Source organism: Jeotgalibacillus aurantiacus (assembly GCF_020595125.1).
GTDB classification, from domain to species: Bacteria; Bacillota; Bacilli; order Bacillales; family Jeotgalibacillaceae; genus Jeotgalibacillus; species Jeotgalibacillus aurantiacus.
In genome coordinates, this window is the sequence record NZ_JACNMS010000001.1 from 431,470 (window position 1) to 455,363 (window position 23,894).

21 protein-coding genes and 1 riboswitch are annotated in these 23,894 nt (G+C 44.1%); of the genes, 8 read left to right on the forward strand and 13 right to left on the reverse strand.

The window, feature by feature from the left end:
* Nucleotides 1-126: 126 nt before the first annotated feature.
* From H7968_RS01990 to H7968_RS02000, 3 genes are read right to left on the reverse strand one after another with little or no spacing between them, the layout of a single operon-like run.
* Nucleotides 127-978, reverse strand: a complete 852-nt coding sequence (locus tag H7968_RS01990; RefSeq protein WP_227394573.1) for a transglutaminase family protein — start codon at nucleotides 976-978, stop codon at nucleotides 127-129.
* 48 nt (nucleotides 979-1,026) lie between these two features.
* Entirely contained in the window at nucleotides 1,027-1,995 is a 969-nt protein-coding gene (locus H7968_RS01995; protein WP_227394574.1) for an alpha-E domain-containing protein, read from the reverse strand.
* A complete protein-coding gene (locus tag H7968_RS02000) occupies nucleotides 1,976-3,442 on the reverse strand; it encodes a circularly permuted type 2 ATP-grasp protein (RefSeq protein WP_227394575.1) in 1,467 nt (488 codons plus the stop codon). Before H7968_RS02000 ends, H7968_RS01995 begins: the two co-directional genes overlap by 20 nt.
* A 199-nt stretch (nucleotides 3,443-3,641) precedes the next feature.
* On the opposite strand from H7968_RS02000, the gene H7968_RS02005 reads away from it, so the two are divergent.
* On the forward strand, nucleotides 3,642-3,812 hold the full coding sequence (locus H7968_RS02005) for an SE1832 family protein (RefSeq protein ID WP_227394576.1): 171 nt from the start codon (nucleotides 3,642-3,644) through the stop codon (nucleotides 3,810-3,812).
* Nucleotides 3,813-3,918: 106 nt separating this feature from the next.
* Nucleotides 3,919-5,985 carry a cation:proton antiporter gene (locus tag H7968_RS02010; RefSeq protein ID WP_227394577.1) on the forward strand — a complete coding sequence of 689 codons (2,067 nt, stop codon included), beginning with the start codon at nucleotides 3,919-3,921 and terminating at the stop codon, nucleotides 5,983-5,985.
* 165 nt (nucleotides 5,986-6,150) lie between these two features.
* Here the strand turns inward: H7968_RS02010 and H7968_RS02015 are convergent, their stop codons facing one another.
* Nucleotides 6,151-7,533 (reverse strand): MATE family efflux transporter, encoded by a 1,383-nt coding sequence (locus tag H7968_RS02015; RefSeq protein ID WP_227394578.1) that lies wholly within the window; start codon nucleotides 7,531-7,533, stop codon nucleotides 6,151-6,153.
* Nucleotides 7,502-7,990: a MarR family winged helix-turn-helix transcriptional regulator gene (locus H7968_RS02020; RefSeq protein WP_227394579.1), complete on the reverse strand. Its 489-nt coding sequence runs from the start codon at nucleotides 7,988-7,990 to the stop codon at nucleotides 7,502-7,504. The genes H7968_RS02015 and H7968_RS02020 overlap by 32 nt, the downstream gene beginning before the upstream one ends.
* A gap of 156 nt (nucleotides 7,991-8,146) precedes the next feature.
* On the opposite strand from H7968_RS02020, the gene H7968_RS02025 reads away from it, so the two are divergent.
* Nucleotides 8,147-9,703, forward strand: a complete 1,557-nt coding sequence (locus tag H7968_RS02025; RefSeq protein WP_227394580.1) for an ABC-F family ATP-binding cassette domain-containing protein — start codon at nucleotides 8,147-8,149, stop codon at nucleotides 9,701-9,703.
* A 104-nt stretch (nucleotides 9,704-9,807) separates the two neighbouring features.
* On the opposite strand, the gene H7968_RS02030 is transcribed toward H7968_RS02025, so the two are convergent.
* Nucleotides 9,808-11,373, reverse strand: a complete 1,566-nt coding sequence (locus tag H7968_RS02030) for a GGDEF domain-containing protein (RefSeq protein ID WP_227394581.1) — start codon at nucleotides 11,371-11,373, stop codon at nucleotides 9,808-9,810.
* A gap of 173 nt (nucleotides 11,374-11,546) precedes the next feature.
* Nucleotides 11,547-12,359 (reverse strand): pyrroline-5-carboxylate reductase, encoded by an 813-nt coding sequence (proC, locus tag H7968_RS02035; protein ID WP_227394582.1) that lies wholly within the window; start codon nucleotides 12,357-12,359, stop codon nucleotides 11,547-11,549.
* A gap of 342 nt (nucleotides 12,360-12,701) precedes the next feature.
* Between proC and H7968_RS02040 the strand changes: the two genes are divergently transcribed.
* From H7968_RS02040 to H7968_RS02055, 4 genes are all read left to right on the forward strand, one after another.
* The gene (locus tag H7968_RS02040; protein ID WP_227394583.1) at nucleotides 12,702-13,049 is read left to right on the forward strand and encodes an ArsR/SmtB family transcription factor; all 348 of its coding nucleotides are present in this window, start codon (nucleotides 12,702-12,704) and stop codon (nucleotides 13,047-13,049) included.
* 18 nt (nucleotides 13,050-13,067) lie between these two features.
* Entirely contained in the window at nucleotides 13,068-14,363 is a 1,296-nt protein-coding gene (locus H7968_RS02045) for an arsenic transporter (protein ID WP_264476593.1), read from the forward strand.
* Nucleotides 14,364-14,390: 27 nt separating this feature from the next.
* Nucleotides 14,391-14,810: an arsenate reductase (thioredoxin) gene (arsC, locus tag H7968_RS02050; protein ID WP_227394584.1), complete on the forward strand. Its 420-nt coding sequence runs from the start codon at nucleotides 14,391-14,393 to the stop codon at nucleotides 14,808-14,810.
* A 108-nt stretch (nucleotides 14,811-14,918) separates the two neighbouring features.
* Nucleotides 14,919-15,194, forward strand: coding sequence for an iron-sulfur cluster assembly accessory protein (locus H7968_RS02055; protein ID WP_227394585.1), 276 nt, complete (start codon nucleotides 14,919-14,921; stop codon nucleotides 15,192-15,194).
* A 398-nt stretch (nucleotides 15,195-15,592) separates the two neighbouring features.
* Here H7968_RS02055 and H7968_RS02060 read toward each other — a convergent pair whose 3' ends face one another.
* From H7968_RS02060 to H7968_RS02085, 6 genes are all read right to left on the reverse strand, one after another.
* Nucleotides 15,593-16,456 carry a permease gene (locus H7968_RS02060; RefSeq protein ID WP_227394586.1) on the reverse strand — a complete coding sequence of 288 codons (864 nt, stop codon included), beginning with the start codon at nucleotides 16,454-16,456 and terminating at the stop codon, nucleotides 15,593-15,595.
* 63 nt (nucleotides 16,457-16,519) lie between these two features.
* The gene (locus H7968_RS02065) at nucleotides 16,520-16,837 is read right to left on the reverse strand and encodes an ArsR/SmtB family transcription factor (protein WP_227395069.1); all 318 of its coding nucleotides are present in this window, start codon (nucleotides 16,835-16,837) and stop codon (nucleotides 16,520-16,522) included.
* A gap of 363 nt (nucleotides 16,838-17,200) precedes the next feature.
* Complete coding sequence (locus H7968_RS02070; RefSeq protein WP_227394587.1) at nucleotides 17,201-18,154, reverse strand: ATP-grasp domain-containing protein; 954 nt, start codon at nucleotides 18,152-18,154, stop codon at nucleotides 17,201-17,203.
* 20 nt (nucleotides 18,155-18,174) lie between these two features.
* Complete coding sequence (locus H7968_RS02075; RefSeq protein WP_134376411.1) at nucleotides 18,175-19,233, reverse strand: LLM class flavin-dependent oxidoreductase; 1,059 nt, start codon at nucleotides 19,231-19,233, stop codon at nucleotides 18,175-18,177.
* A 90-nt stretch (nucleotides 19,234-19,323) separates the two neighbouring features.
* Nucleotides 19,324-19,431, reverse strand: a riboswitch (SAM riboswitch).
* Between the two features lie 111 nt (nucleotides 19,432-19,542).
* Nucleotides 19,543-20,154, reverse strand: coding sequence for a hypothetical protein (locus H7968_RS02080; protein ID WP_227394588.1), 612 nt, complete (start codon nucleotides 20,152-20,154; stop codon nucleotides 19,543-19,545).
* 154 nt (nucleotides 20,155-20,308) lie between these two features.
* A complete protein-coding gene (locus tag H7968_RS02085; protein WP_227394589.1) occupies nucleotides 20,309-21,571 on the reverse strand; it encodes a hemolysin family protein in 1,263 nt (420 codons plus the stop codon).
* A gap of 610 nt (nucleotides 21,572-22,181) precedes the next feature.
* On the opposite strand from H7968_RS02085, the gene H7968_RS02090 reads away from it, so the two are divergent.
* Nucleotides 22,182-23,555, forward strand: coding sequence for a dipeptidase (locus H7968_RS02090; RefSeq protein WP_227394590.1), 1,374 nt, complete (start codon nucleotides 22,182-22,184; stop codon nucleotides 23,553-23,555).
* Nucleotides 23,556-23,894 lie beyond the last annotated feature (339 nt).

Here is a 23,894-nt window from a genome sequence, read left to right on the forward strand (position 1 = left end):
ACGCATTCCGCCTTTTTCTATCTATATCGGTTTTGTTTTTATTTTTCAAAGAAGAGGAGACAAAAAGGGTGGGACACTCCAATGAGAGTGGTTCCACCCTTTCAGTTCCTTACTTATAACCCTGAATTATTGGTCCAGAAGCTTAACACTCACCTTTACATCAAGCGACTGTTCGCCTCCGCGATAGACTCCCTGCAAAGGACTGACATCTGCATAATCACGTCCTACTCCAACCCGGATATGATTCTCGAGCGCTTCTACATTATTGGTAGGATCCAAGCCAACCCAGCCGATTCCCGGGACCATGACCTCAACCCAGGCATGCGTGGCAGCATCTCCTATAAGTGCAGAATTCTCTCCTACATATAAATAACCGCTGATATAACGGGCAGGTACGCCGTGGGCTCTCAGCACGCCGATCATGACGTGTGCGTAATCCTGACAGACACCTTTAAAGGTTTCGATAGACTCGCGGGCCTGTGTGTTTACGTTTGTTACGCCAGGTGAATACTCGAACTTTCCATGGAGATATTTCATTAAATCCAGTGAGAACTTAACAGGATTTTCTGTATCTCCGATTTCATTGACAATGTTAGCGACCTGATCTGCTTCGAGATACGTATAAGCAGTCTGATTTAAAAAAGCCAAATAATGTTTTCTGAACAGCTCGGAATGAAAAATGGATCTCATTTCCGGAGAATAGTCAATTCTTTCAATAAAGGGACTTCGCTGAATGCTCACGGTCGAAATGGTTTTTACCTCGAGAGATTCATGCATCTCCGCGATAAAAAAGGATTCCACATGATTTCCCCAGATATCACTGTATTCTTTCGTGAGTGAAGCAGGCGTCAGTTCCGCCCGGTAATGAAGCAGGCGCTGACATTCGTCCGATCTCGGCTTCAGGCGGATCTCGTTCATACTTTGATCAACCCTTGTTGAATATTTAAATGTGTTCGTATGCGTAATTTCGTATTTCATTCCGTCTACTCTCCTTCTGGATGACTGTTCATTAAGTACAGGATTCTTTCAAGGGACAACAGCCGGGTCAACAAGGTAATACGTTTCAGAGAAAATCTGGCTGATGTCGTTACAGCGGTTTTGAAAATCGTCAAGAAACGCGCTGATTCCATCTTCTTTTAATGAGCGGATTTTGTGCTCATCAAACTCATCGATTAACGAGTCAAGCGCTGCGTAGATCCTCCACGAATAATGGGACACCTTACCGCCTTCAAGCGAAATAATGGATTCCCTTATGTGATCCATACAATACTGGATCGATCTCGGAAAGGCATAGTCTGAGATCATAAACGTTAAAACATCTTTTTCATTCATACGTGGCGGATATTTTTTCAGATATTCCTCATATCCGTTAACCAGCTGCAAAGCCGATCTCCAATAATAATAATTCGTTCCCTCTGCTTTGTTCATATCTTCTGCTGAGCGTTCATTTAGTATATTCAAAATCCGTGCCGTTTTCTCAGCACGCTCCAGCCATTTAGCAATATTAAAAAACCGGTATGGAACACCTCTTGTCATCATCGAATCAACGATCCCCTGAGAGGTCAGTGACGCGACTTTTACCCGCTCAAGAAACGTTTTCACATCCCTCAGTGATCCTTCCCTGATGTTCATTTCCTGTGTATCAAGGTAAAGATTATTCCATACTTCAAATAAATCATTCGGAATGATATCACGTGTTGTACGGGCATTTTCCCGTGCATAACGGATGCAATTCAAAATAGAATTAGCGTTGTTCTCTGAAAAAGCCAGATATTCAATCAGATGATTTGTACTCATATTCGGGTACAGCTCATTGAACTGATCATTGGATCCGCAGATTTCAAGGACCGTCTCCCAATCGTGACGGGCCAGCGTCTCTTCAGATGAGGCTTCAAGCATTTGAATCAGCTGGACACCGAGCACGCGTGCATTGTTTTCAGCCCGCTCAATGTTTCTCGACATCCAGTAAAGCGAATCAGCGACTCTGCTGAGCATACTGTTCATCCCCTTTCTTAAGCACCCACGTATCCTTCCCGCCGCCACCCTGAGAGGAGTTCACGACAAGAGATCCTTCCTTCAGTGCTACACGCGACAATCCACCCGGAAGCACATGCGTCTGCTTTCCTCTCATGACAAATACACGAAGGTCAACATGGCAAGGATAAAAACGGCCGTCCTGGAAAGATGGGGCGCGTGAAAGCTGAATCGTTGGCTGGGCGATATACTGATGTGGTTCTTCTTCAATTTTTTTCTTAAAACGGGCGATCTCTTCATTCGTTGCATGCGGTCCGATCAGCATATCATAACCACCGGATGCCCCCACGTTTTTCACAACAAGCTGATCAAGATTCTCAAGCGCCCATTTCCGCTGCTCAATGTTTCTCATAAAATACGTATCAACATTTGGAATAATCGGTTCTTCATTTAAATAATAACGGATCATTTCCGGAACAAAGGCATACATGGCTTTGTCGTCCGCTACCCCGTTTCCAATCCCATTCAGGATCGCAACATTCCCTTTGCGGTAAGCTTCCAGCAGGCCTGGCACTCCAAGCGCTGAATCTTTTCTGAACACTTTCGGATCAAGGAAATCATCATCAATCCGGCGGTAAATGATATCGACACGCTGCATGCCGCGGATCGTCTTCATATACACCACGTCGTCCCTCACATGAAGATCCCGACCTTCAACAAGCTCAATCCCCATCTGCTGGGCAAGAAACAAGTGGTCATAGTATGCAGAGTTATACATACCAGGTGTCAGAAGAACTGCTCTTGGAGGATGTTCGCAATTCACCGGGCAGTGATCAAGGACAGCTTCATGCATGTTGGACAACTGGTGCTCAAGCGAATGAATACTATGTCGATTGAAAAATTCAGGATACACCTGTCTCATTACGTAGCGATTCTGATAAACATAAGACATGCCGGAAGGGTTACGCAGATTATCTTCAAGCACTCTGTATGTTCCTTGCTGATCACGGATTAAATCAATACCGGCAAGAAAAATATGATTATGAAGCGGAATTTTCACCCCGCCGATTTCCTTTTTAAAATAATTCGGGTTTTGTTCGATCAATTCACGCGGTATGACCCCATCCCGGATAATCGCACCATCGTTATAAATATCTTCTAAAAAAATATTCAAAGCCTCTACCCGCTGCTTCATACCCTTTTCAATCATGTTCCACGTCTCAGGCGGCATAATGATCGGAATAAAATCAAACGGCATCGTCCGTTCCGTTCCGACATTGTCGCTGTAAACCGTAAAGGTAATCCCTTGACGCAGAAAGCTTAACTGGGCCGTTTCATGTTTCTCACGGAGTTCCTCTTCCGTAAATTGATTCATGATGGAGTGAAATCCCTGATAATGGCTGCGCGTTGTACCATCCTGTTCTAACATTTCATCAAAAAAATGATTTGACTGATACGGTTTGAACATTGCTTTTCCTCCCTGATCAATGAATTTATGTAGTACATTCAACAAATTATGACTTAAATCCTCTTAATTTTCTGAAAACACTTTATCCTATACCCTTAATCCGATTGACCTACTCTATACTTTTGATTCATCTCGGTTTATTTTGGTAAACTGGGGTTAATGCAACGACAAAATTTGATGGGGCTGGAGGATTTCTGTTATGACTAATTCTGATATAAGTAACCGGATTGCTGAGTTGAAAATGGAATATATCCGGGCGCAGGATGATCTTGAAAAACTTGAGTCTGTGGGCCGTGATGTAACTTCTGCAGAAAAAAGGTTAACAGCCATTGAAGAAGAGCTTTCTGAATTAAGAAAGCTGGAGGATTAAACGCTTTACCCGCCATTTACATAGGCGGGTTTTTTCATTCACACTTGTCTTTACAAGCTGTGATATAGTAAATCTTATTACACCTAACAGAAAGCAGGATAAAACGATGACTCTTCCATTTCAGGAGCCCGTTCTTGTCTTTGGACTGGCTGTTTTAATCTTTCTTATTTCACCATTTATTATGAGTAAGCTGAGGATTCCGGGAATTATTGGACCCATCCTCGCCGGCGTCATTGTCGGTCCAAGCGGAATCGGCCTGCTTGAAAGAGGAGAAACCATTCAGCTACTCGGTTCTGTTGGATTACTCTTTATCATTTTCATTGCCGGTCTTGAACTCGATATTGACGGGTTTAAAAAGTACAGGACGCGAAGTATTGGCTTCGGCCTGATGTCCTTTTTCATTCCGATGGTTTTCGGGACCGCACTTGCCCTGTACCTTGATTTCAGTCTGAGTGCTGCGATTCTATTAGGATCCATTGTCGGTTCCCATACACTGCTCGCCTACCCGATTGCTTCAAGACTTGGTATTGCCAAAAACAAAGCGGTCACAACAGCTATTGGCGGAACGCTGATGACGGATACATTCGCCATGCTGATCCTAGCCGGAGTCGTTGGTCTTGCAGGCGGAGATACGAGCGCTGAGTTCTGGATGAGGCTGATCATTTCCACGGTCATTTTCGCGTTGATTGTTATGGTTGGTGCGCCACTGATGGCAAAATGGTTCTTCCGCAACTCCAGCAACGACGGACAAATGGAATTTAACTTCGTCTTAACAGTCATGTTTGTCGCCGGTGCTCTTGCGCTTCTTGCCGGACTGGAACCAATCATCGGGGCCTTCCTCGCAGGTCTTGCCCTGAACCGCTACATTTACGATCACGGTACTTTAATGAACCGGATCCGTTTTACAGGAAATGCCTTATTCATCCCGTTCTTCCTGTTATCGGTCGGGATGCTGATGGATGTATCTGTGCTATTTTCAAGTGCAGAAGCCTGGGTGATGCTTGCAGTCGTATTGGGTTCTGTTTTAATCGGTAAATCGATCGCAAGTATGATCACAAGTAAGATCTACGGTTACAACCGTAACGAAAATCTCGTGATCATCGGCCTGACCATTCCACAGGCAGCTGCCACACTTGCTGCCACACTTGTTGGATTCGACCTCGGCCTGCTGAATGTTGCAACAGTGAACGCCGTGATCGTCATGATTTTATTAACGTGTATTGCCGGCCCTTATTTCACTGAAAAATTCGGTCGGAAGCTAGCAGAAACGGAGGAAATGGGTGAGGCTTCTGTTCAGGATGACCGTCCGGAACGGATCCTGATCCCTGTTGCCAATCCGAAAACAACGAACACACTGCTTGATCTGAGCTTTGTCGTGAGAAAAGCAAAAGCGTCCGAAGAACCGATCTATCCACTCAGTGTCGTACAGCGTGATGTTAAATCGGTCGAAAACGCAGTTGCCGGTGCTGAAAAAATGCTCACTCAAGCCATCGGTTATGCAGCCGGTGCTGAAATTCCTGCCCGCTCACTGATTAAAGTGGACCGGAATCCCGGAAGAGGTATTGAGCGTGCCGTAGCAGAGGAACGTATCACAACCGTGATCGCCGGATGGAACGGCCAGAAATCAACCAAGACGAAGCTGTTTGGAAGCGTCATTGATAACTTTCTTGACCATACGAACGAGCGCGCCATGATCGTCAAGCTTGGTCATCCGCTTAATACAACCGATCGAATCGTACTGTTAATCCCGAATGGCTCAGACCGTAAACCAGGTTTCACGGATGCGATCAGAATCGTAAAAGGGATGGCATCTTTATTAAATACAGTGCTTGAAGTCTTGATCATCCGTGACCAGACTGAACCTTATGAAAAGATCCTGAGCTCTATTAAGCCGGATGTGAACACTTATATTCACCGCCTGAAATCCTGGCAGGAACTGTACAACCAGCCTGTCGAATCGTTACGCAAAAATGACCTCGTCATCGTCATGAGCGCACGAAAAGGAACGATCGCCTGGCACCCAGAGCTCGATCAACTCCCAGGCCGTCTTGCTGTGGCCAATCCGGAAAGCTTTATTATCTTTTATCCGACAGAAACCGGAGAAACCGATGTACGCGGCGCCCGCGGGACAGATGTTCCAAAAGAGGTACTGCTGAGAAGGGATTATGATTGAGGAATAGATAAATAAAGGCGCTTTATTACAATGTGCCGGGAACATCCGTAGACTCCATGCGACCCTTAAAAAAACGTTTTCGGCACGGTTTTAAAGCTAATTCTTTTGAAAAAATGACAACAAAAAGCTGACCACAAAGGTACGCTTTTTGTTGTCATTCAATGATTATCCATTCACGCCAGCTTCCCTCATTTTCACTGAACCCGGCGTCTTCTGAAATAACTCTTTCCGGTCGCGCATCACGAAATACATGGATAATATGAATGCGAGCAGGTCCGCAATCGGAAACGCAAGCCATACACCTGTTAATCCGAAAAAGGTTGGCAGAATCAGCACAAGGGGGATCAGGAAAATAAGCTGTCTCGCCATTGAAAGGATGAACGATATTTTAGCTTTACCCAGTGCCTGATACAAGCCGCCTGTTACCATCTGAAATCCGATAATCGGTACAATCAGGAAGATAAAACGCATCGCTTCCTCCCCACCTCTGATCACTTCAGGATCTGTTGAGAATACACTCATCAGCACACCCGGGAACAGCATCGTGACCACCCATACCATAATGGCAAGGACGGTTGATACAGCAATCCCTAACTTTAGCGTATCACTGACACGGTGATACAGCTTCGCCCCATAGTTAAATCCAATAATCGGCTGCATTCCCTGAACAATGCCAAACATCGGCATGATCGCAAACATCATAATCCGGTTGATAATTCCGAAGATCGCAACCGCTGATTCACCGCCGTAAATGACGAGCATCCAGTTCACCGCGATAAACATTAAGCTCCCGGCAGTCTGCCTGACAAATGTAGCAGATCCGATCTGCGCAATCTCCTTCACAATCCGCCAGTCCGGAAGCAGGCCAATCCACTTAAACTCAAGAGAGCTTTTCCCAGCACGGAAGTACAGATAAATCCAGACCGCACCGACTGCCTGAGAAATAACCGTCGCAATGGCAGCACCGGCCATGCCCATATCAAGTGCAAAGATAAAAATCGGGTCGAGAATAATATTGAGTCCTGCTGAAATAATCATGGTCAGCATCGCCATCTTTGCATTACCTTCCGAGCGGACCACATTATTCATCGACATCGCAAATGCCTGAAAAATCGCGCCGTACAAAATGATCGACATATATTCAGACGCATACGGAAGAATGTCAGCCGTTGCCCCGAACGTAATCAGAATCGGTTCAAGGAAAGCAAGTGCGGCAACGACCATTAACACACTCAGGAACCCGACCAGCCAGATCACATTCCCGAAAATTTTATTCGCCTCACCCAGCCTGTTTTCGCCTAGCCTTCTTGAAATAATGGAAGAACCGCCAATCCCGATTGCCGCAGCAAAAGCGGTGATGATCAGCTGAAGTGGAAAAGCAATCGACAGCGCGGCAACTCCGGAAGTCCCCACACCCCTTGCAATAAAAAACGTATCGGCAATATTATAAAAAGCCATCACAAACATTCCGATAAATGCCGGAATCGAGAACCTGACCATTAACGAAGAAATTTTCTCAGTTCCGAGTCTTGCACTTTGCTGTTTCATGTTCTTTTCCTCCTTCCATTCGCTCTACACGCTCAATCGCGTTTTCAGCCATCCGTTTGAGTAAATCAATCGCGACTAATTGCTCCTGTTCACTGAATCCGTTTGATAATGTCTCTGTCCAGTGATCAAGCTCTTTTTTCACGGTGGACTCTAGAGCTTTTGCCTTCTCTGTCAAATAGACGCGATTTGATCTTCTGTCCGATTCATGAGGTTCGCGTCTAACATAGCCTTCACCCTCAAGCTTTTGAATCGCGCGGGCAACCGTTGCCTTATCAATTGTAAATTCCCTGGCCATCGCTTCCTGCGTCAGCCCCTCTTTCTCAAACAACATCATCAGAAACTTAATTTGCCCCTGATTAATCCCGTAATCATGAAATGTTTTACTCAAAAAAATATAGCTGTACCGGTGGACCGTTGAAAGCCAGCGGCCAGCTGTATTGTAAAGTTTTTCTGTCATCACTGCACACTCTTTTCATTTTAGCACTGCTTTTCATTATAATGACAAGTAGTTGCATACACAACTTTTCTGTCTTCGAATATTTTTTCTCCTAGCGGGAATCGCTCCCATCCTTTATGATGGAGTGAGATTAACTTTCGGAGGATTGAACACTACATGAGTTTATTAACAGTAAGCAAGCTTGGTCATTCATTTGGTGACCGTACGCTTTTTAAAGACGTGTCGTTTCGGCTTTTAGCTGGTGAACATATTGGATTGGTCGGTGCAAACGGAGTGGGGAAATCCACTCTTATGAATATTTTGACTGGAGAGCTGATTCACGATGAAGGAAAAGTAGAATGGCTCCCTGGCACACATTTTGGTTATCTGGATCAGCACACGAAACTCGAATCCGGACGTACGATGAGGGATACACTTCGCGATGCGTATCTTCCTTTATTTAAAAAAGAGGAAGAACTGAATGAAATCACCGGTAAAATGGCTGATGCCACACCGGAAGAGCTGGAGACGCTGCTTGAGGATATGGCGGAAATTCAGGACGCGCTGGATGCAGGAGATTTTTATACGCTGGATATTAAAATCGAAGAGGTTGCGCGCGGTCTGGGTCTCGATGCCATCGGACTTGACCGCGACGTATCAGCATTGAGCGGTGGTCAGCGTACGAAGGTGCTTTTGGCTAAGCTATTGCTTGAAAAGCCAAAGGTGCTCTTACTGGATGAGCCGACAAACTACCTTGATGTTGAGCATATCCGCTGGTTATCGATGTATCTGAAGGACTATCCGCACGCATTTATTTTAATCTCGCACGATACAAACTTCATGAATGATGTAACAGACATCATTCTGCATCTCGAATTTGCTAAAATGAACCGCTACACTGCCACATATGAAAAATTTGTAGAGCTTGCGGAACTGCATAAAAATCAGCACCTGCAGGCTTATGAGAAACAGCAGGATTTTATTAAGAAGCAGGAAGAGTTTATTGCGAAAAACAAAGCGCGCTATTCCACAACAGGACGTGCGAAAAGCCGTCAGAAGCAGCTTGACCGGATTGAGCGTATTGATCGCCCTGAAACTGCTGTGAAGCCAACGTTTGAATTTAAAGAGTCACGCGGAAGCAGCCGCTATGTCATCGAGGCTGAAAATCTGGAGATCGGCTACGACCAGCCGCTTCTGCCAAAGCTGAATGTCACGATTGAGCGTGGAGAGAAGATTGCCGTAGTCGGATGTAACGGCGTTGGAAAATCAACACTATTGAAAACGATTATGGGTAAACTTGAGCCGCTTGGCGGAAAAGTTGTCCACGGTGACTTCCTTTTCCCTTCTTATTTTGAACAGGAAATGAAAGCAAAAAACATCACGCCGATCGAAGACGTCTGGACTGAATTCCCGGGTATGGATCAGCATCAGGTACGCGCTGCACTCGCACGCTGCGGACTGAAAAATGAACACATCTCCCGCCCGATGAACCAGCTGAGCGGTGGCGAACAGGCGAAAGTCCGCCTGTGCAAACTGATGATGCACGAGAGTAACTGGCTGCTATTCGACGAGCCAACCAACCACCTCGACATCACAGCAAAAGAAGAATTAAAAAAAGCGATGAAAGCCTATAAAGGAACCATCGTCCTCGTCTGCCACGAGCCCGACTTCTACGAAGACTGGGCAACCACCACATGGAACGTGGAAGAGTGGAGCGAAAAAGTAAACGCATAAAAAAAACGTGCCTGGATTCATATCGAATCCAGGCATGTTTTTATTTGTCCAAACATTACTCTCGCCACGGAGCGGAGGATGGTCTCACCACGGTTTTATATACCTTAAGCTTTCTTATCCACTACCTTCTTCGCTTCCTTAAACTCCAGCGTCATCCGGTCACGCCCATTGTTCTTAGACTCATACAAATTCCGGTCACACATCTGATAAAGCTGATCAATATTCGATATCGAATTTGTCACCACTCCACCAATACTAACCGTACAATAAAAAATCCGCCCCTTTTCATCCTCAAACGGCTTCTCCCGCATTTCTTTCATAATGTGATCCCCGATCCGGCCACCAGAAGACGCTGCAGCATCCGGAATAAATACGGCAAACTCTTCTCCGCCAATCCTTCCGGCAAATCCTTCCGATCCGGCAGTTGTTCTCATCAATTCCGCAAAGCCCTCAAGAACACGGTCCCCGGTAAAATGACCATACTGATCATTTACCTTTTTGAAAAAATCGATATCCAGCAGGAGGAGACAATATTGGTCTAATTCAGCTGATGCGATCTTTTCCTCCACCTGTTCAAAAAAGAACTGGCGGTTATAAAGTCCGGTCAAAGAATCTTCTGTTGCTTTTTTCCATAAAAATTCTTCCTTCAAAAACTGATCTGTAATATCTTTAACAATCCAAAGATATCCAAGCTTGTCATTTCGCTCAATGATCGGAAGCTTCTCTACTGTCAGATGGTGATGATCATCAGACTCAATTTGTTCCGAAGCCCGTTCTCCAGCATCCAGCATCCTGTTCAGCGTATGATCACGGCTGAAATATCTCATGATTTCATCACCTGAAGAGGCTTGTTTCATATCCGTTATAAAAGGCGTAAGATATCTTTTCATCCGCTGATTCACTTGAATAATTTCACCATTTCCGTCAGTCACTAATATTCCATCATTCAAGTGTTCATAAAGAAGATGACTTGCAGCCGGCCAGATTTCCATCAGCCGGTAACGAAAGAGCCCATAAAATAAGGCAAGTGCACCACCTGAAAAAGAGACTGCATATGGTGTATTATCAAACGCATCCATAAAAATCGTTCCAATTCCATGAATCAACGGGAGAACAATTGCAGTAAAAATCAGCCAGTGCTGAACCTTTGTCGATCTTCTCGCCTGTATAGATTTAAACAGCATGGTTAAGGCAAGATAAAAAGTAAGCAGCGTCAAACCGGATGAGAATAATCTGTTCAGCTCAGTAGCATCTACACCAACCCTCATCAGTTCTCCAGTTTCAACTAAGTACACATCGTGTCTCATCAACTGATGGACAGGATCTGTTAAAATCAACAGAACGTAAACTGAAGCAAAAACAGAAAATAGCGTTACAAGCCTGATTGTTTTTTTAGGGTCCCGTTTCAGAAATGCTGACATAATATAAAATAGCGTAATCGGAACAAAATAAAGGGGAATTTGCTGTATATTCCTCCAGAAGAGCTTATCGGTTAAGTTATTTGCTAACAATTCAGCGATAGAGGTGATCGATAAAATTGAAATCAGGATCGTCATTATGGCAAATGCCCGGCCACCCCTTACTTTAAAATGCTGATAAGACAGCAGAAAGAGAGCAATAACGAAAAACAGTGATAATATTAAAGCGAGTCTGTACTCGGATTCGACCATGTCATTCACTCCCGGACACCACAAGTGTAGTTCTTTATTCATGTATTTTAGCATAAAATAATAAGTACATTCTCAATCATTTGATTTCTATTTCTATTATCGGTCACTTTTCTCCTGAATCGAGTGAAAAACCAAGAAAAAAGGCATACCTAATGGCATACCTGTTGAAAATTTTATTTATCTTTTCCCAACTCGATTACCCTCGCTGTACAGCTTTCCATTGCTTCGAGTACAGCACCTCTGAACCTTCCTCTTTCCAGCGTTTCGACTGCTGCAACGGTTGCTCCACCTGGTGATGTTACCTGATCCTTTAATTCACCCGGATGCTTTCCGGTTTCAAGGACCATTTTGGCTGCACCGAGGACTGCCTGTGCAGCTAAACGATACGCCTGATCGCGCTTTAATCCCTGACGCACCCCTCCATCAGCCATCGCTTCAATCATCATATACACATAGGCCGGAGATGAACCGCTGATTGCAGGGATGGAGTCCATCAATTCTTCAGAGATCACTTCCGTTTTACCAAACGAATGAAATAAATCCTGTACCTGCTTCAGTTCATGATCTTCAACAAGTCCGTTCACACTGATAGCTGTCATTCCTTCACCGGCAAGTGACGGCGTGTTTGGCATCGTCCGGATTACTTTTAAAGGTTTGCCTGCAAATGAAACAGTATCCTCCGTTGTTAACCCTGCTGCCATTGTAATGACTAGCGTATGTGCTTTTAAACTGTCTGTTACTTCTGTCAGAACGGCTTTGTGAAGGTTAGGCGCAACCCCTAAAAACAGTACATCTGCTCTTTCTGCTACCTCTTTATTAGAATCCGTGACTTCTATGCCAAATAAATTCGATACTTTCGCACGCGTTTCATGCGTAAGAGCACTTGCTAAAATATTTGTTGCGGATATCGTGTTGGATCTGATCATCCCGCCAATCATTGCCTGAGCCATTTTACCGCAACCGATAAAACCAATTGTCTGATTCACCTATTTATGCCTCCTGTTACTTCTTTGCTTTTGATGCAATATACATGATACCTGTTACAAGCACGGCAATCGAAATTACACTTATGAAAAGGGACGTACTAAAAAGCGGAAAACCTTCCATCTGTCATCTTCCTCTCCTGTCTATCATTGGTATTACTATCGCACATTCAATTAAAAAAAGAAACGGATTGTCCGTTACGATGACGCAACCCTCATCTGATATGACTAAAAATCGGTGATCATTAACTTTTTGTAAAAAATCAATTTTTGCGGTTGCGCATATAAGCATATGCCTATATACTAATCACCGGAAACAAAGAATAATGGATTGAGGTGATGAGTATGCTTGCACAGGATGCAATTTCGATCGAAAAGGCTTCGGCCGCTTTAAAACTGATGGGTGATAAAACCCGATTAACGATGCTGCGAATCCTGGCTGATCATGATTGCTGCGTATGTGAGTTCGTTGAAATCTTTCAAATGAGTCAGCCTTCTGTCAGTCAGCATGTGCGCAAAATGAAAGATATCGGAATGATTAAGGAACAGCGACGGGGTCAGTGGATTGTTTATTCGCTGAATGAGCAATTTGAAGGCTATTCCATCATTCAAAGTGTTTTAGCACAGCTTCCTGATCAGGATCATCATTTAGATGAATTGATTCAAAAAGGAAAACGTGTATCCTGTAACTAAATTGAAGGAGTTTAATTCATGGATATTTTTTTAGCAATTCTTATTTTCCTGATCACCCTGACGCTTGTCATCTGGCAGCCTAAGGGACTTGGTATCGGATGGTCTGCCTGCGGAGGCGCCATTATCGCTTTACTGATTGGGGTCGTTTCCATGCAGGATGTCGTTGATGTGACCTCTATCGTTTGGAATGCCACCCTGACATTCGTTGCCCTTATTATTATCTCTCTCATATTAGATGAGATTGGATTTTTCGAATGGTCTGCTCTTCATATGGCCCGTTTCGCAAAGGGCAGCGGGATCAAAATGTTTATTTACGTGACCCTTCTTGGTGCAGTCGTTGCAGCATTTTTCGCCAATGACGGAGCGGCTTTGATTTTAACACCGATTGTTCTTGCAATGGTGCGTAACCTGAATTTCAAAGAGGCCATGATCCTTCCATTCATTATGGCCAGCGGATTTATTGCGGATACAGCTTCCCTGCCGCTGATCGTCAGTAACCTTGTGAATATCGTATCAGCTGACGTGTTTGGCATTGGATTTGCTGAGTATGCGAGCCGTATGATTATCCCTAACTTCTTCAGTATCGGCGCAAGCTTACTCGTTCTCTGGCTGTTTTTCCGTAAAAGCATCCCGGAAAATTATAATATGAGCCAGCTTCGACAGCCACACGAAGCACTGAAAGATCCAAAGATGTTCCGTCTTTCATGGGTTGTGCTTGCTGTCCTTTTGATTGGTTATTTCGCAAGTGAATTTACCGGCATTCCGGTTTCTATAATCGCGGGAATCATCGCGATTATTTTCCTGCTGATTGCACGGAAGAGCCCAGCCGTTCATACAAAAACAGTTGTCAAGGATGCACCATGGGCCATCGTCTTTTTCTCTATTGGGATGTATGTCGTTGTGTATGGTCTTCGAAATGCCGGCCTGACTACACTGCTCGCTGATGTGCTGGATGCAACTGCGGATCACGGACTGCTGGCAGCCACGATGGGAATGGGTTTTATTGCAGCCTTTCTTTCATCGATTATGAATAACATGCCGACCGTTATGATTGATGCGCTGGCTATTCAGGAAACCGCTACAACCGGAGCCATTCGTGAAGCACTTATTTATGCGAACGTGATTGGATCAGATCTTGGCCCAAAAATTACACCAATCGGTTCACTCGCTACCTTATTATGGTTGCATGTATTAAGTAAAAAAGGCTTTACGATCAGCTGGGGATACTATTTTAAAGTCGGCATCATTCTGACAATCCCAACGCTATTCATTACTCTTTTCGGCCTTTATGTATGGTTATTAATTATTCTGTAAAAAAAATTTATTTAAGGAGAGATTGATATGTCTAAAAAAACACTATATTTTCTTTGTACTGGAAACTCCTGCAGAAGCCAGATGGCTGAAGGTTGGGGAAAGAAATTTTTAAGTGATGAGTGGAACGTACTGAGTGCAGGACTTGAAGCACACGGGCTGAACCCTAATGCAGTAAAAGCGATGAAAGAAGCCGATATTGATATTTCTAATCAGACTTCTGATACCATCGATCCTGAAATTCTGAATAACGCAGATTTAGTCGTTACGTTATGCGGCCATGCTGCAGACCACTGTCCGGTTACACCTCCCCATGTAAAACGTGAGCACTGGGGCTTCGATGATCCTGCGAAAGCAGAGGGTACTGAAGAGGAAAAATGGGCATTCTTCCAGCGCGTACGTGATGAAATCGGTGAACGTATCAAGACATTTGCTGAAACAGGTAGATAAGCAGCTGCAAAGCATTTGACCTTTACGGAATGTTCGTGCAGGATTATGATGGTGAAGAAGGTGTGAACCGCCTCCTTGTGGAATTGAATAAAAAAGGAGTGAATATAGATGGTGATTACCGATACAGCCAAACAAGCGCTGCTCGAACTATTCGACCGGTACGATAACGATAATGTCCGTATTTATTTTGCGGGACAGGGGGACGGTACCCCTGATCTCGGTCTCGGGATCGACCCTCCTGAGGAAAACGATATCGTCTGGGAAATCAACAGCATCAAAGTAGCGATTGACCCTCAGATCCTTTTCGTAGCCGAAAATATCACACTCGATGTCCAGGACACGCCGGACGGCAGAGGAGTCGTGATCACAAGCAATACACATTAATATAAAAAAGACGTCCTCATTTAATAATTTGCGGACGTCTTTTTTATATTAATTGACCTTTATTTCTCTCATCTCCAGCACCTTCAATTGTCTGGATGATTTATCCTGATCTTTTTTCTTTTTTAATAACCATTTTTTGAACATGTTGTCTCACCTCATCACTATCATGACCCCGTTCATTAGCAATTTATACCCGGCAATTCCGCAATATAATCCTCGAAATCGTTTACGGATGTGTTACGGAGATTGAGATTTTGTAAATGAGACAAATGGTTGTATCTTTTACTTTTTCACTTCAACGATTTTCACTTCGCAACACGTTTGTTTTTTCTCTGTTTTAAATAATGAAAGCAGTTTTTTCAGCATGTACGTTCACCTCCTTATTAAGATATCACTGTTCAAATCAGGTAAAAAATAAAACCTGATAAAGAAGCCATAGATAAAACAGATAAGATAAAAACAGCGACCAGTTGTATTCGGAATATAGATTTAAGCAATACAACCTCAGGCAGGCTTGCACCGGCAGAACTGATCAATAATGCCATAATGGGGCCCAATGCCATCCCTTTTAACAGAAGAACCTGTGAAATTGGGATCATACTGGAAAGACGGATATAGAGTGGGATTCCGAGCACTGCCGCAGCCGGAATCAACCACCATGCCCCGTGTCCAAAATTAGCTGCAATCCAATCCGCTGGAACAAGTCCATGTATCCCTGCTCCAATGGCAGCACCGATTATCAAGAATGGAAATACCGATTTCATCATTTTTCCTGTTTCCGCCAACGCACCTATAACGTTCCACCCTGCCTTTACGTTTGGACTATATCCTTCAAGAATCACCGGCTTTACATATTTTTCGAAACCGAATTTCTCAAGTGCAAAACCAAGGATGACAGAAAATACTGCCGTGATCACTGTATAAACAACGGTAACTTCCCACCCCAGGATGACACCCATGACCGTAAGAATGGTTGGATCAAGCAGCGGTGATGAAAACAAAAACACCATCGTCAAACCAAATGGCACCCGGTTTTTCAGCATGTTTACGACGACTGGGATCGTTGAACAGGAACAGAAAGGCGTAATAAATGCAAAAATGAGTGCAAAACCCCCAGCCTTCCATTTTGATCGAATTTTTAAATAACGCTCTATCCTCTCATACGGAATCCAGCTCTGCAAAATGGATAATAGGAAAGATAGAAAGACAAACAAAACCGTTAACTCAAGAGCAATCCATAAGAACGTTTCAAACACAACCATACACCCCTTAAATCAAATTTTTTTGATATATTAACGAAATGAGGAGCCTCCCGTTCAGAGAGGCTAACACGCTGAATCTTCATTTCGGAACAAACAGCATAATGCCGGCGATAAAACTTCATTTACTCCCTCATTCCGAATCGAATAATAGTTCCACGTTCCCTTCTTCTCAACATTCAAAAAACCGGCATCCAGCAGTTGTTTTAAATGATAAGACAATTTAGATTGAGGCATTGCAATGTGTTCAGCCAGATCACATACGCACAACGATTGATGCTTTTGAATTAAATGCATGATCTCCAGACGCTTGTGATCAGAAAGCGCTTTGAATTTTTTTTCATATAATTTAAAAGTATCCGTAGTTGGTAACAATTCGACCATGGTCATGATCAGCAGCTCCTTTAATCAAATTTACTTGATATATAAAGCATACCCTTCCTAAAACAAATCGTCAATTATTAAATCAAAAAAAATTGATTTAATATTTTTTATTCTTGCGAAATCATACCACTAATTGAACTTATTTATATTCGAGCATGGCACGCACTTGAACATTGTGAGGTTGTAATGGGAGTTCGTGAGGTTATTCGCTGAATTCGTCAGCTTACCACCGCAATTCGTGAGCTCACACCACAAGTTTGTCAGCTTCTCACGGAATTTGTCAGTTCAGTGATATTTGGCCTACACCGCCACAACCGCTCGCAATAAGAAAACCCCCATCCAAAGGACAGGGGTCTCTATTTATTATGCATTTACAACCGGAGCAACCTTTGCAAGCTCCTGCTTCAGATGATTCGCAAGCTCAAGCATACCGAACTTACCATGCTTCGCCTCAGCATCAGCATTGTAATTCGTGTTTGTGTTGATATCATATACATAAATCTGTCCATTCTTATCCTTGATAAACTCGATGCCTGCCACGGCAATGTCGTTTTTCTCAAGGAATGTTTCAAGCTGAAGGATAAGTGGATCCTCAAAATTCTCCACAACCTGAAACTTAGGTTTTTCTTCAACTTCTTCCCCTACCGGACAGAATAAATCCCCGATCTGGCAGGCGTCAGCCGGGCAAAGCTCAAAGCCTTCTGACGTATCCACTCTGACAGCGTAGATAAATTTCCCGCCGACAAACTCACAGCGCGTGATATACGGCTCAGGTGCTTCAATATACTCTTGAATCAGTGTAATGCCGTCTACCGGAAGCTCAAAATCATCACCATTCACATATTCCTTTAAACCTTCAATGGAATGAAACAGCTGGACACCAAGACCTTTCCCTGCCCGGTTGTGCTTTGTGATAAAAGAGGATTCACCAAGCTTTTCTGCAGCCTGGATAATCTGCTCTTTTCCAACTGCGGCAATCGTTTTTGGCGTCTTGATACCATGAGATTGCAACGCTGTATACTGATTCACTTTACTGACTTCAAGACGAAGAGCACGCGATCCATTGAGAACGCGACGGCCATGCTGCTCAAGCCAGGCTAGGACCGACTCTGTTAATTCGGGTGCGAAACGGTGTCCGCGCGTATGAGATGAGGCACTCATTCTGCTGTAAAATACACCTTCAGGCGGCTCTTCTGTTAAATCCACAATTCCCTCGTCTAAATGCCAGACTTCATAAGGAACCTCTAATTCTTCAAGACGCTTCGTTAAATGAACCGTCCACTCATCATTTTCATGTAATACATATACTTTACTCATGCTGTCACTCCTTCAAGTTGTTACGCATTGACCTGCTTTAGCAGTTTACGCTTTTCTTCAACCAGTGGCATAACCTTCTTTGAGAAACGCTCCATCTCTTCAAGCTGCGGAGAGAATTGAAGCAGTAACAGGTCAAGACCTGCATTTTCATAAGCAACAATCCGGTCAGCAATCTGCTCAGGTGTCCCAATTAAATTAGGACGCAGTCCGCGGTTGGAAACCGAATAATCCATTAGCTTTACCTGCTGCTCTAGCTGGGATTTGCTGACGAAATCATTATACCCGGCATATCCGCTTACATCTTTCACGTCTGTGATGCGCTCAAGCTCAGCCTGAACCTCTTCCTCCGTATCACGGCAAATGATAAACGCGGCCATTCCGAATGAACCGAACGGATCTTTTCCTGCTGCAGCGCGGCGTGTCTTCATGTCGGCAATTTTCGTTTCGATTTCTTCAAGCGTTCCACCGTGCATCACATACGAGTCACAGTGCTCAACAATCGATTGCTTACCACGGGGGCTCTCACCGCCTGCATATAGAATCGGATTCGGACGCTGAACCGGTTTAGGCTCAAGCTTCGTATTTTCAATGTCATAGAATTTTCCTTTGAAGCTGAATGTATCTTCTGTCCAAAGTCCTTTTAAAATCTGAAGGAACTCATCCGTACGCTCATAGCGCTCATCATGCTCTGTAAATGCGCCGCCGTACTGCTTTGCTTCCTCAGCCCACCATGCAGACACGACATTCAGCGTAAAACGGCCGTTGGAAATATGGTCAATATTTGACGCCATTTTAGCAGCTACAGCCGGATTATGAAAGCCCGGACGGATCGCCGTCATGATCTCAATTTTTTCTGTTACAGCTGCAAGTGCAGCAGCAGTAGACCACGCTTCAATCGAATCACGCTCAGGTCCCTTTATATCATTTAAATATAATTCAGCAATCAGTGTCGTATCATATCCCCAGTTTTCAGCGGACTGAATGACCTTTTTTGCATAATCAAAGGTTGGCGGCATGTTTTCATCTTCTACGTTACGCAGCCATCCCCCGAAAATCGGAAGCCAAAATCCATATTTCATCTTTTCCACTCTCCTTTAAAAACGGTCGCACGTGATTTTGGGTACAAAAAAACTTCTTCTGAGACAGAAGAAGATACTCGCAATACTTCTGTCTTATCTTCCAGGCAGCATTCGCCTGATGGATGTAGCACCTTTCTGACATAGTCAGCGGTTGCCGGGTTTCACAGGGCCATATCCCTCCACCACTCTCGATAAGAGCTTATTCACTTTAATACGTTAATCCTATAACAATGCTTGGTATTCGTCAACACATAAAGTTTGGATTTTCAGAAAATTGTGTTCTGATTCTTATCGTCTATACGATTCTATTTAAAACGGCACATCCTCCTCTGTCCCGAACACATCATTCAGTTCCCAGCCGTATGAATCGACCACAAAGCCGATTGCACGAACGGTTTCTCTGTCTGTAGGATCATAGGGAATCGTCACTTCCCCGGTATCAGAAGAAAATGTATAGGAATATACCCGGAGTGACTCCTCATCCACAATACGCGTAACCTCCTCTACCTCTTCCCAGGCAATGCTTTGTTCACTAAGACTCCAGAAAGAGTTCGCCTGTGCCCCGTCCTCATTTAAATAGGCATAGTGATAAACTGAAAACACAAACAAAGGCAATGTCAAAACAATAAGGAGAATATGTACACCTGTTAGCCTATACGTTTTACGCTTCTTTTCCGCATAAAGCTTTGTAAATAAAAACGATATCAGCGTAAGACCGATTATGACCATTCCTGTACCGAATGCTAAAAACGCATCCATTGGTCTGATAAATGACCAATGATCAGCAGAAAAAAACAATAGATCCTGAATCAAGATCACGACAAATCCCGGTATAAAAAATGCCATGATGATCATCAGAAGTCCTGCAGTCAATAAATACTTCATCATCGAATCAGCATCAAAATTTCTTCGCTTCTTCATCCCCATCCCCCCGCAAACATTATTTTACTTCTATACGCTTAGCAGCGCGAAAGAGTTTCAGGATCGCTAAAAATTCTGACACTTTTTCAGTCATTATCTTATCAACAAATAAAAACGGGGCATATGGTCTGAAACCACATGCCCCGCGCTTTATTTATTGAATATCCTCATCATCCTTCACGCCATCAATCATGCGCTTTTCAATGCGGACCTTCGTAATTTTATTTTTTTCCATTTCGAGAACAGTAAAGCGTAAGTGCTGGTAATCAAACTCATCGCCCTCTTCAGGCAGGTGACCGACTTCCTTCAGCACGAAGCCTGCAAGAACGTCCTGTTCTTCCGGAATTTTCGTCTTAAACACTTCATTTAAACGATGGATGTTCAATTTACCGTGACAAATAATCGTTCTCTCCGTCAGCTCATCAATCCATACTTCTTCTTCATCATCATTTTCATCGGCAATTTCCTGGCCGATCATCGCTTCAATGATATCTTCATGGGTGATGATGCCGAGTGTCCCGCCGTATTCATCGAGAACAATTGCAAAATGCTTTTTAGCCTGAAGCATCCGTTTGAAAATGCGTTCAATAGATGTTGATTCCACAGTGAACAAAGGATCGTCATCCATAAAGTCTGAAAATGGACGGTCCGGTTCCAGTGACCATTCGATCACCTGTTTCGAGTGGAAAACCCCTACAATGTTATCCATATTTTCTTTATAAACAGGATATCGCGTGTACGGATTATCAATCACATAATCACGCGCTTCCTCATATGTCGTTTCAAGCGGCATACCGATGATATCTACACGCGGCGTCTTCATCGCGTCACCGACGTCTTTATGCTGGAAATCGAGTACACCTTTAATGCGAAGTGATTCATCATCTAAAAATGTACCTTCCGTTGAAGCAATATCAACCATTGTTCTAAGCTCTTCCTTCGTAATCGTTGCTTCTTTAATATCGCCTTTGGATAAAATACGGATCACGATATTCGTAAATTGAGAAAGCAACCATGTAACCGGGCGAAGTAATTTCATTAAAACCCGTATAACCGGTCCCACAATATAAGCAATCCGGTCAGCAAAAGTCGCAGCGATTGTCTTTGGCAATACCTCAGCAAAGATAATCAGCGTCACGGTTAATACTCCCGTTGCCAGGGCCACTTCAATGTCATAATTAATCGCAATGATCGTGACAAGTGTCGGAAGCAGAATGTTCGCAATGTTATTCCCGATCAGAATCGTTGTGATCATCTGATCCGGCTTTGATACTTGATGTAACAGTTTTTCAGCAGCCCGGTCTCCTTGTTCTGCACGGGTTTTTACCTTCATTTTGTTAACAGCAGTCAGCGCTGTTTCACTTCCGGATAAAAAGAACGAGACGAAAAGCAAGACAGCTATGGCTATAAATTCCAACGATATTCCTCCTGATAATAAACAGTATGTAAAATGTTTAAAACTAGCGTATACTAATCCGTTTCAGATTTCCACTATCATCGTCTGAAAAAACAATCTTTTTAAGATGGGTAAATTGAAATTTGAGGATAATCGGAGTAAAGTTAAGAGGATTGGTGATCTGCCTTACGGGACGGCATTACATAATACCTAAAACAACGAAAGCCCTAACCTCTCTTTCGTCCTTGCGGCTCCGAGACCGCGCCAGTGTGAATCAGATACTACTTTAAAATGGATGTTCCATTCATTAAAGTGTACTGGAATTTTTGGTCTGAAAGGGTTCGGTGAGATAGAACCATAGAAGTGAACAGTCATTTGATGCGTAGATCAAGTGCAGACTTCGGGCAACGTACCCGAAAATAGAGGGTAAATGCTTAAATCGGTGTCAAACGATACTAACTGCTTAAGCATGCTCTTGTTGAGATGCTTCATTCAGGCCTTGAAACTCCAGACCTTTTTATTCAATTGTTGCGGCTGGCGATGCCGCTTCTTACAACCGTCCCGTAAAACGATCAACGATAAGCATAACAAACGCAACCGGGCATGTCAATATTTTTTAGGAGGATGTATCATGACGACATATGATCAGTATTTTAAAGAAAATCGCGAACGCCATCTGGCTGAATTAACAGATTGGCTTTCCATCCCAAGTGTCAGCTCACTTTCTGAGCATAAGCAGGATACACTCAGAGGGGCAGAATGGATTGCAGACAATTTCAAAAAAATCGGCCTGGAAAACGTCCAGCTGATTCCAACAGCAGGCCATCCGGTCGTTTACGCTGACTGGCTGCACGCAGAGAATGCACCAACCGTTCTTGTATACGGCCATTACGATGTTCAGCCTGTTGACCCGCTGCACCTTTGGGAGACAGAGCCATTCCAGCCATCCATCCGCGATAACAAGATTTATGCGCGCGGTGCAACGGATGATAAAGGTCAGTCCTTTATGCACGTAAAAGCAGTAGAGGCTTTACTGAAGGAAAACGGATCCCTTCCAGTCAATATCAAGTTTTTAATTGAGGGTGAAGAGGAGATCGGCAGCGTAAACCTTCCCGATTTTGTAGAAAAGAATCAGGAGCTTCTGGCTTCTGACGTGATTGTGATTTCTGACACAGGCATGCAGGAAAAAGGACAGCCTGCGATCTGTTACGGGCTTCGCGGGCTCGCGGGTATCCAGATTAATGTCAAAGGGGCAAAAGGCGATCTTCACTCAGGTCTCTATGGAGGCGCAGTCCAGAACGCCCTTCACGCACTCGTCAAACTGCTTGACTCCTTCCGTGATGAAAACGGAATGATTCAGGTAGACCGCTTTTACGATAAAGTAGAGCCGCTGACCGATGAGGAAAAGAAAGAATACGAAGCGCTGAATTTTTCAGATGAAGCATTAATGAAAGAACTAGAAGTAAATGAGCTGTTTGGAGAAGAAGGTTACTCTACCCTAGAGCGGATGTGGACGCGTCCGACGCTTGAAATTAACGGTATGTGGGGCGGCTTTGAGGGAGAGGGAATTAAAACCGTTCTGCCAAACGAAGCTCATGCCAAAATCACCTGCCGTCTCGTCCCTCACCAGGATCCGGATGAAATCGTTGAGCTGCTCACTAAACACGTTGAAGCACATACGCCACCTGGTGTAACGGTGAAAGTAACGCCGTTTGATAAAGGTATGCCATATGTGACACCTTACGATCACCCTGCTATTCAGGCAGCCGGTCAGTCTTATGAGCGTGTTTATGGTGTCCCGACTCAATACGTTCGCGGTGGCGGGTCTATTCCGATTGTAGCGACGTTTGATCAGATCCTGCAGAAGCCGATTGTTTTGATGGGGTTTGGGCTTCCGGGTGAGAATTTCCATGCGCCAAATGAGCATTTTCATTTAGAGAATTTTGATCAGGGGCTGCGTGTCATTGCTGATTATTACAGTACGCTTGGTGATGTGTTGAAGTAGGATGTTTATTTAATAAACCGGGCTGGATCCATCCTTCGCTTTCCTTTGTCTAGCTATGTCGGGCAGGGACTAGCAAACTTCCCGTCCCCTCGTCCGATAAGTCAACATCAGCTCACTCTGTTCGCTGTGTTTCCTTTATCTCCGTCGGGGCCAGTCCAGTTTGTACGTCCCTGAGCGCCCACCTCCGCTTTTCCAAGACCGGGCGGTGAACCACCACGTGCTGCGCACGCTGGTGTTTCACCTGTCCCTTCCTGTCACAGGAGTCTTCGGATGGATCCAGCCCTTAATAATAAATTCTCAACTTAATTTTCGTGGAGGAGAAATAGGAATGAAGCCGCG

Excerpts from the sequence above, each read along its gene's own strand:
- H7968_RS01990 (WP_227394573.1), bottom strand. The coding sequence starts at position 978 with ATGAAATACGAAATTACGCATACGAACACATTTAAATATTCAACAAGG.
- H7968_RS01995 (WP_227394574.1), bottom strand. The coding sequence starts at position 1,995 with ATGCTCAGCAGAGTCGCTGATTCGCTTTACTGGATGTCGAGAAACATT.
- H7968_RS02000 (WP_227394575.1), bottom strand. The coding sequence starts at position 3,442 with ATGTTCAAACCGTATCAGTCAAATCATTTTTTTGATGAAATGTTAGAA.
- H7968_RS02005 (WP_227394576.1), top strand. The coding sequence starts at position 3,642 with ATGACTAATTCTGATATAAGTAACCGGATTGCTGAGTTGAAAATGGAA.
- H7968_RS02010 (WP_227394577.1), top strand. The coding sequence starts at position 3,919 with ATGACTCTTCCATTTCAGGAGCCCGTTCTTGTCTTTGGACTGGCTGTT.
- H7968_RS02015 (WP_227394578.1), bottom strand. The coding sequence starts at position 7,533 with ATGAAACAGCAAAGTGCAAGACTCGGAACTGAGAAAATTTCTTCGTTA.
- H7968_RS02020 (WP_227394579.1), bottom strand. The coding sequence starts at position 7,990 with ATGACAGAAAAACTTTACAATACAGCTGGCCGCTGGCTTTCAACGGTC.
- H7968_RS02025 (WP_227394580.1), top strand. The coding sequence starts at position 8,147 with ATGAGTTTATTAACAGTAAGCAAGCTTGGTCATTCATTTGGTGACCGT.
- H7968_RS02030 (WP_227394581.1), bottom strand. The coding sequence starts at position 11,373 with ATGGTCGAATCCGAGTACAGACTCGCTTTAATATTATCACTGTTTTTC.
- H7968_RS02040 (WP_227394583.1), top strand. The coding sequence starts at position 12,702 with ATGCTTGCACAGGATGCAATTTCGATCGAAAAGGCTTCGGCCGCTTTA.
- H7968_RS02045 (WP_264476593.1), top strand. The coding sequence starts at position 13,068 with ATGGATATTTTTTTAGCAATTCTTATTTTCCTGATCACCCTGACGCTT.
- arsC (WP_227394584.1), top strand. The coding sequence starts at position 14,391 with ATGTCTAAAAAAACACTATATTTTCTTTGTACTGGAAACTCCTGCAGA.
- H7968_RS02055 (WP_227394585.1), top strand. The coding sequence starts at position 14,919 with ATGGTGATTACCGATACAGCCAAACAAGCGCTGCTCGAACTATTCGAC.
- H7968_RS02060 (WP_227394586.1), bottom strand. The coding sequence starts at position 16,456 with ATGGTTGTGTTTGAAACGTTCTTATGGATTGCTCTTGAGTTAACGGTT.
- H7968_RS02065 (WP_227395069.1), bottom strand. The coding sequence starts at position 16,837 with ATGGTCGAATTGTTACCAACTACGGATACTTTTAAATTATATGAAAAA.
- H7968_RS02070 (WP_227394587.1), bottom strand. The coding sequence starts at position 18,154 with ATGAGTAAAGTATATGTATTACATGAAAATGATGAGTGGACGGTTCAT.
- H7968_RS02075 (WP_134376411.1), bottom strand. The coding sequence starts at position 19,233 with ATGAAATATGGATTTTGGCTTCCGATTTTCGGGGGATGGCTGCGTAAC.
- H7968_RS02080 (WP_227394588.1), bottom strand. The coding sequence starts at position 20,154 with ATGAAGAAGCGAAGAAATTTTGATGCTGATTCGATGATGAAGTATTTA.
- H7968_RS02090 (WP_227394590.1), top strand. The coding sequence starts at position 22,182 with ATGACGACATATGATCAGTATTTTAAAGAAAATCGCGAACGCCATCTG.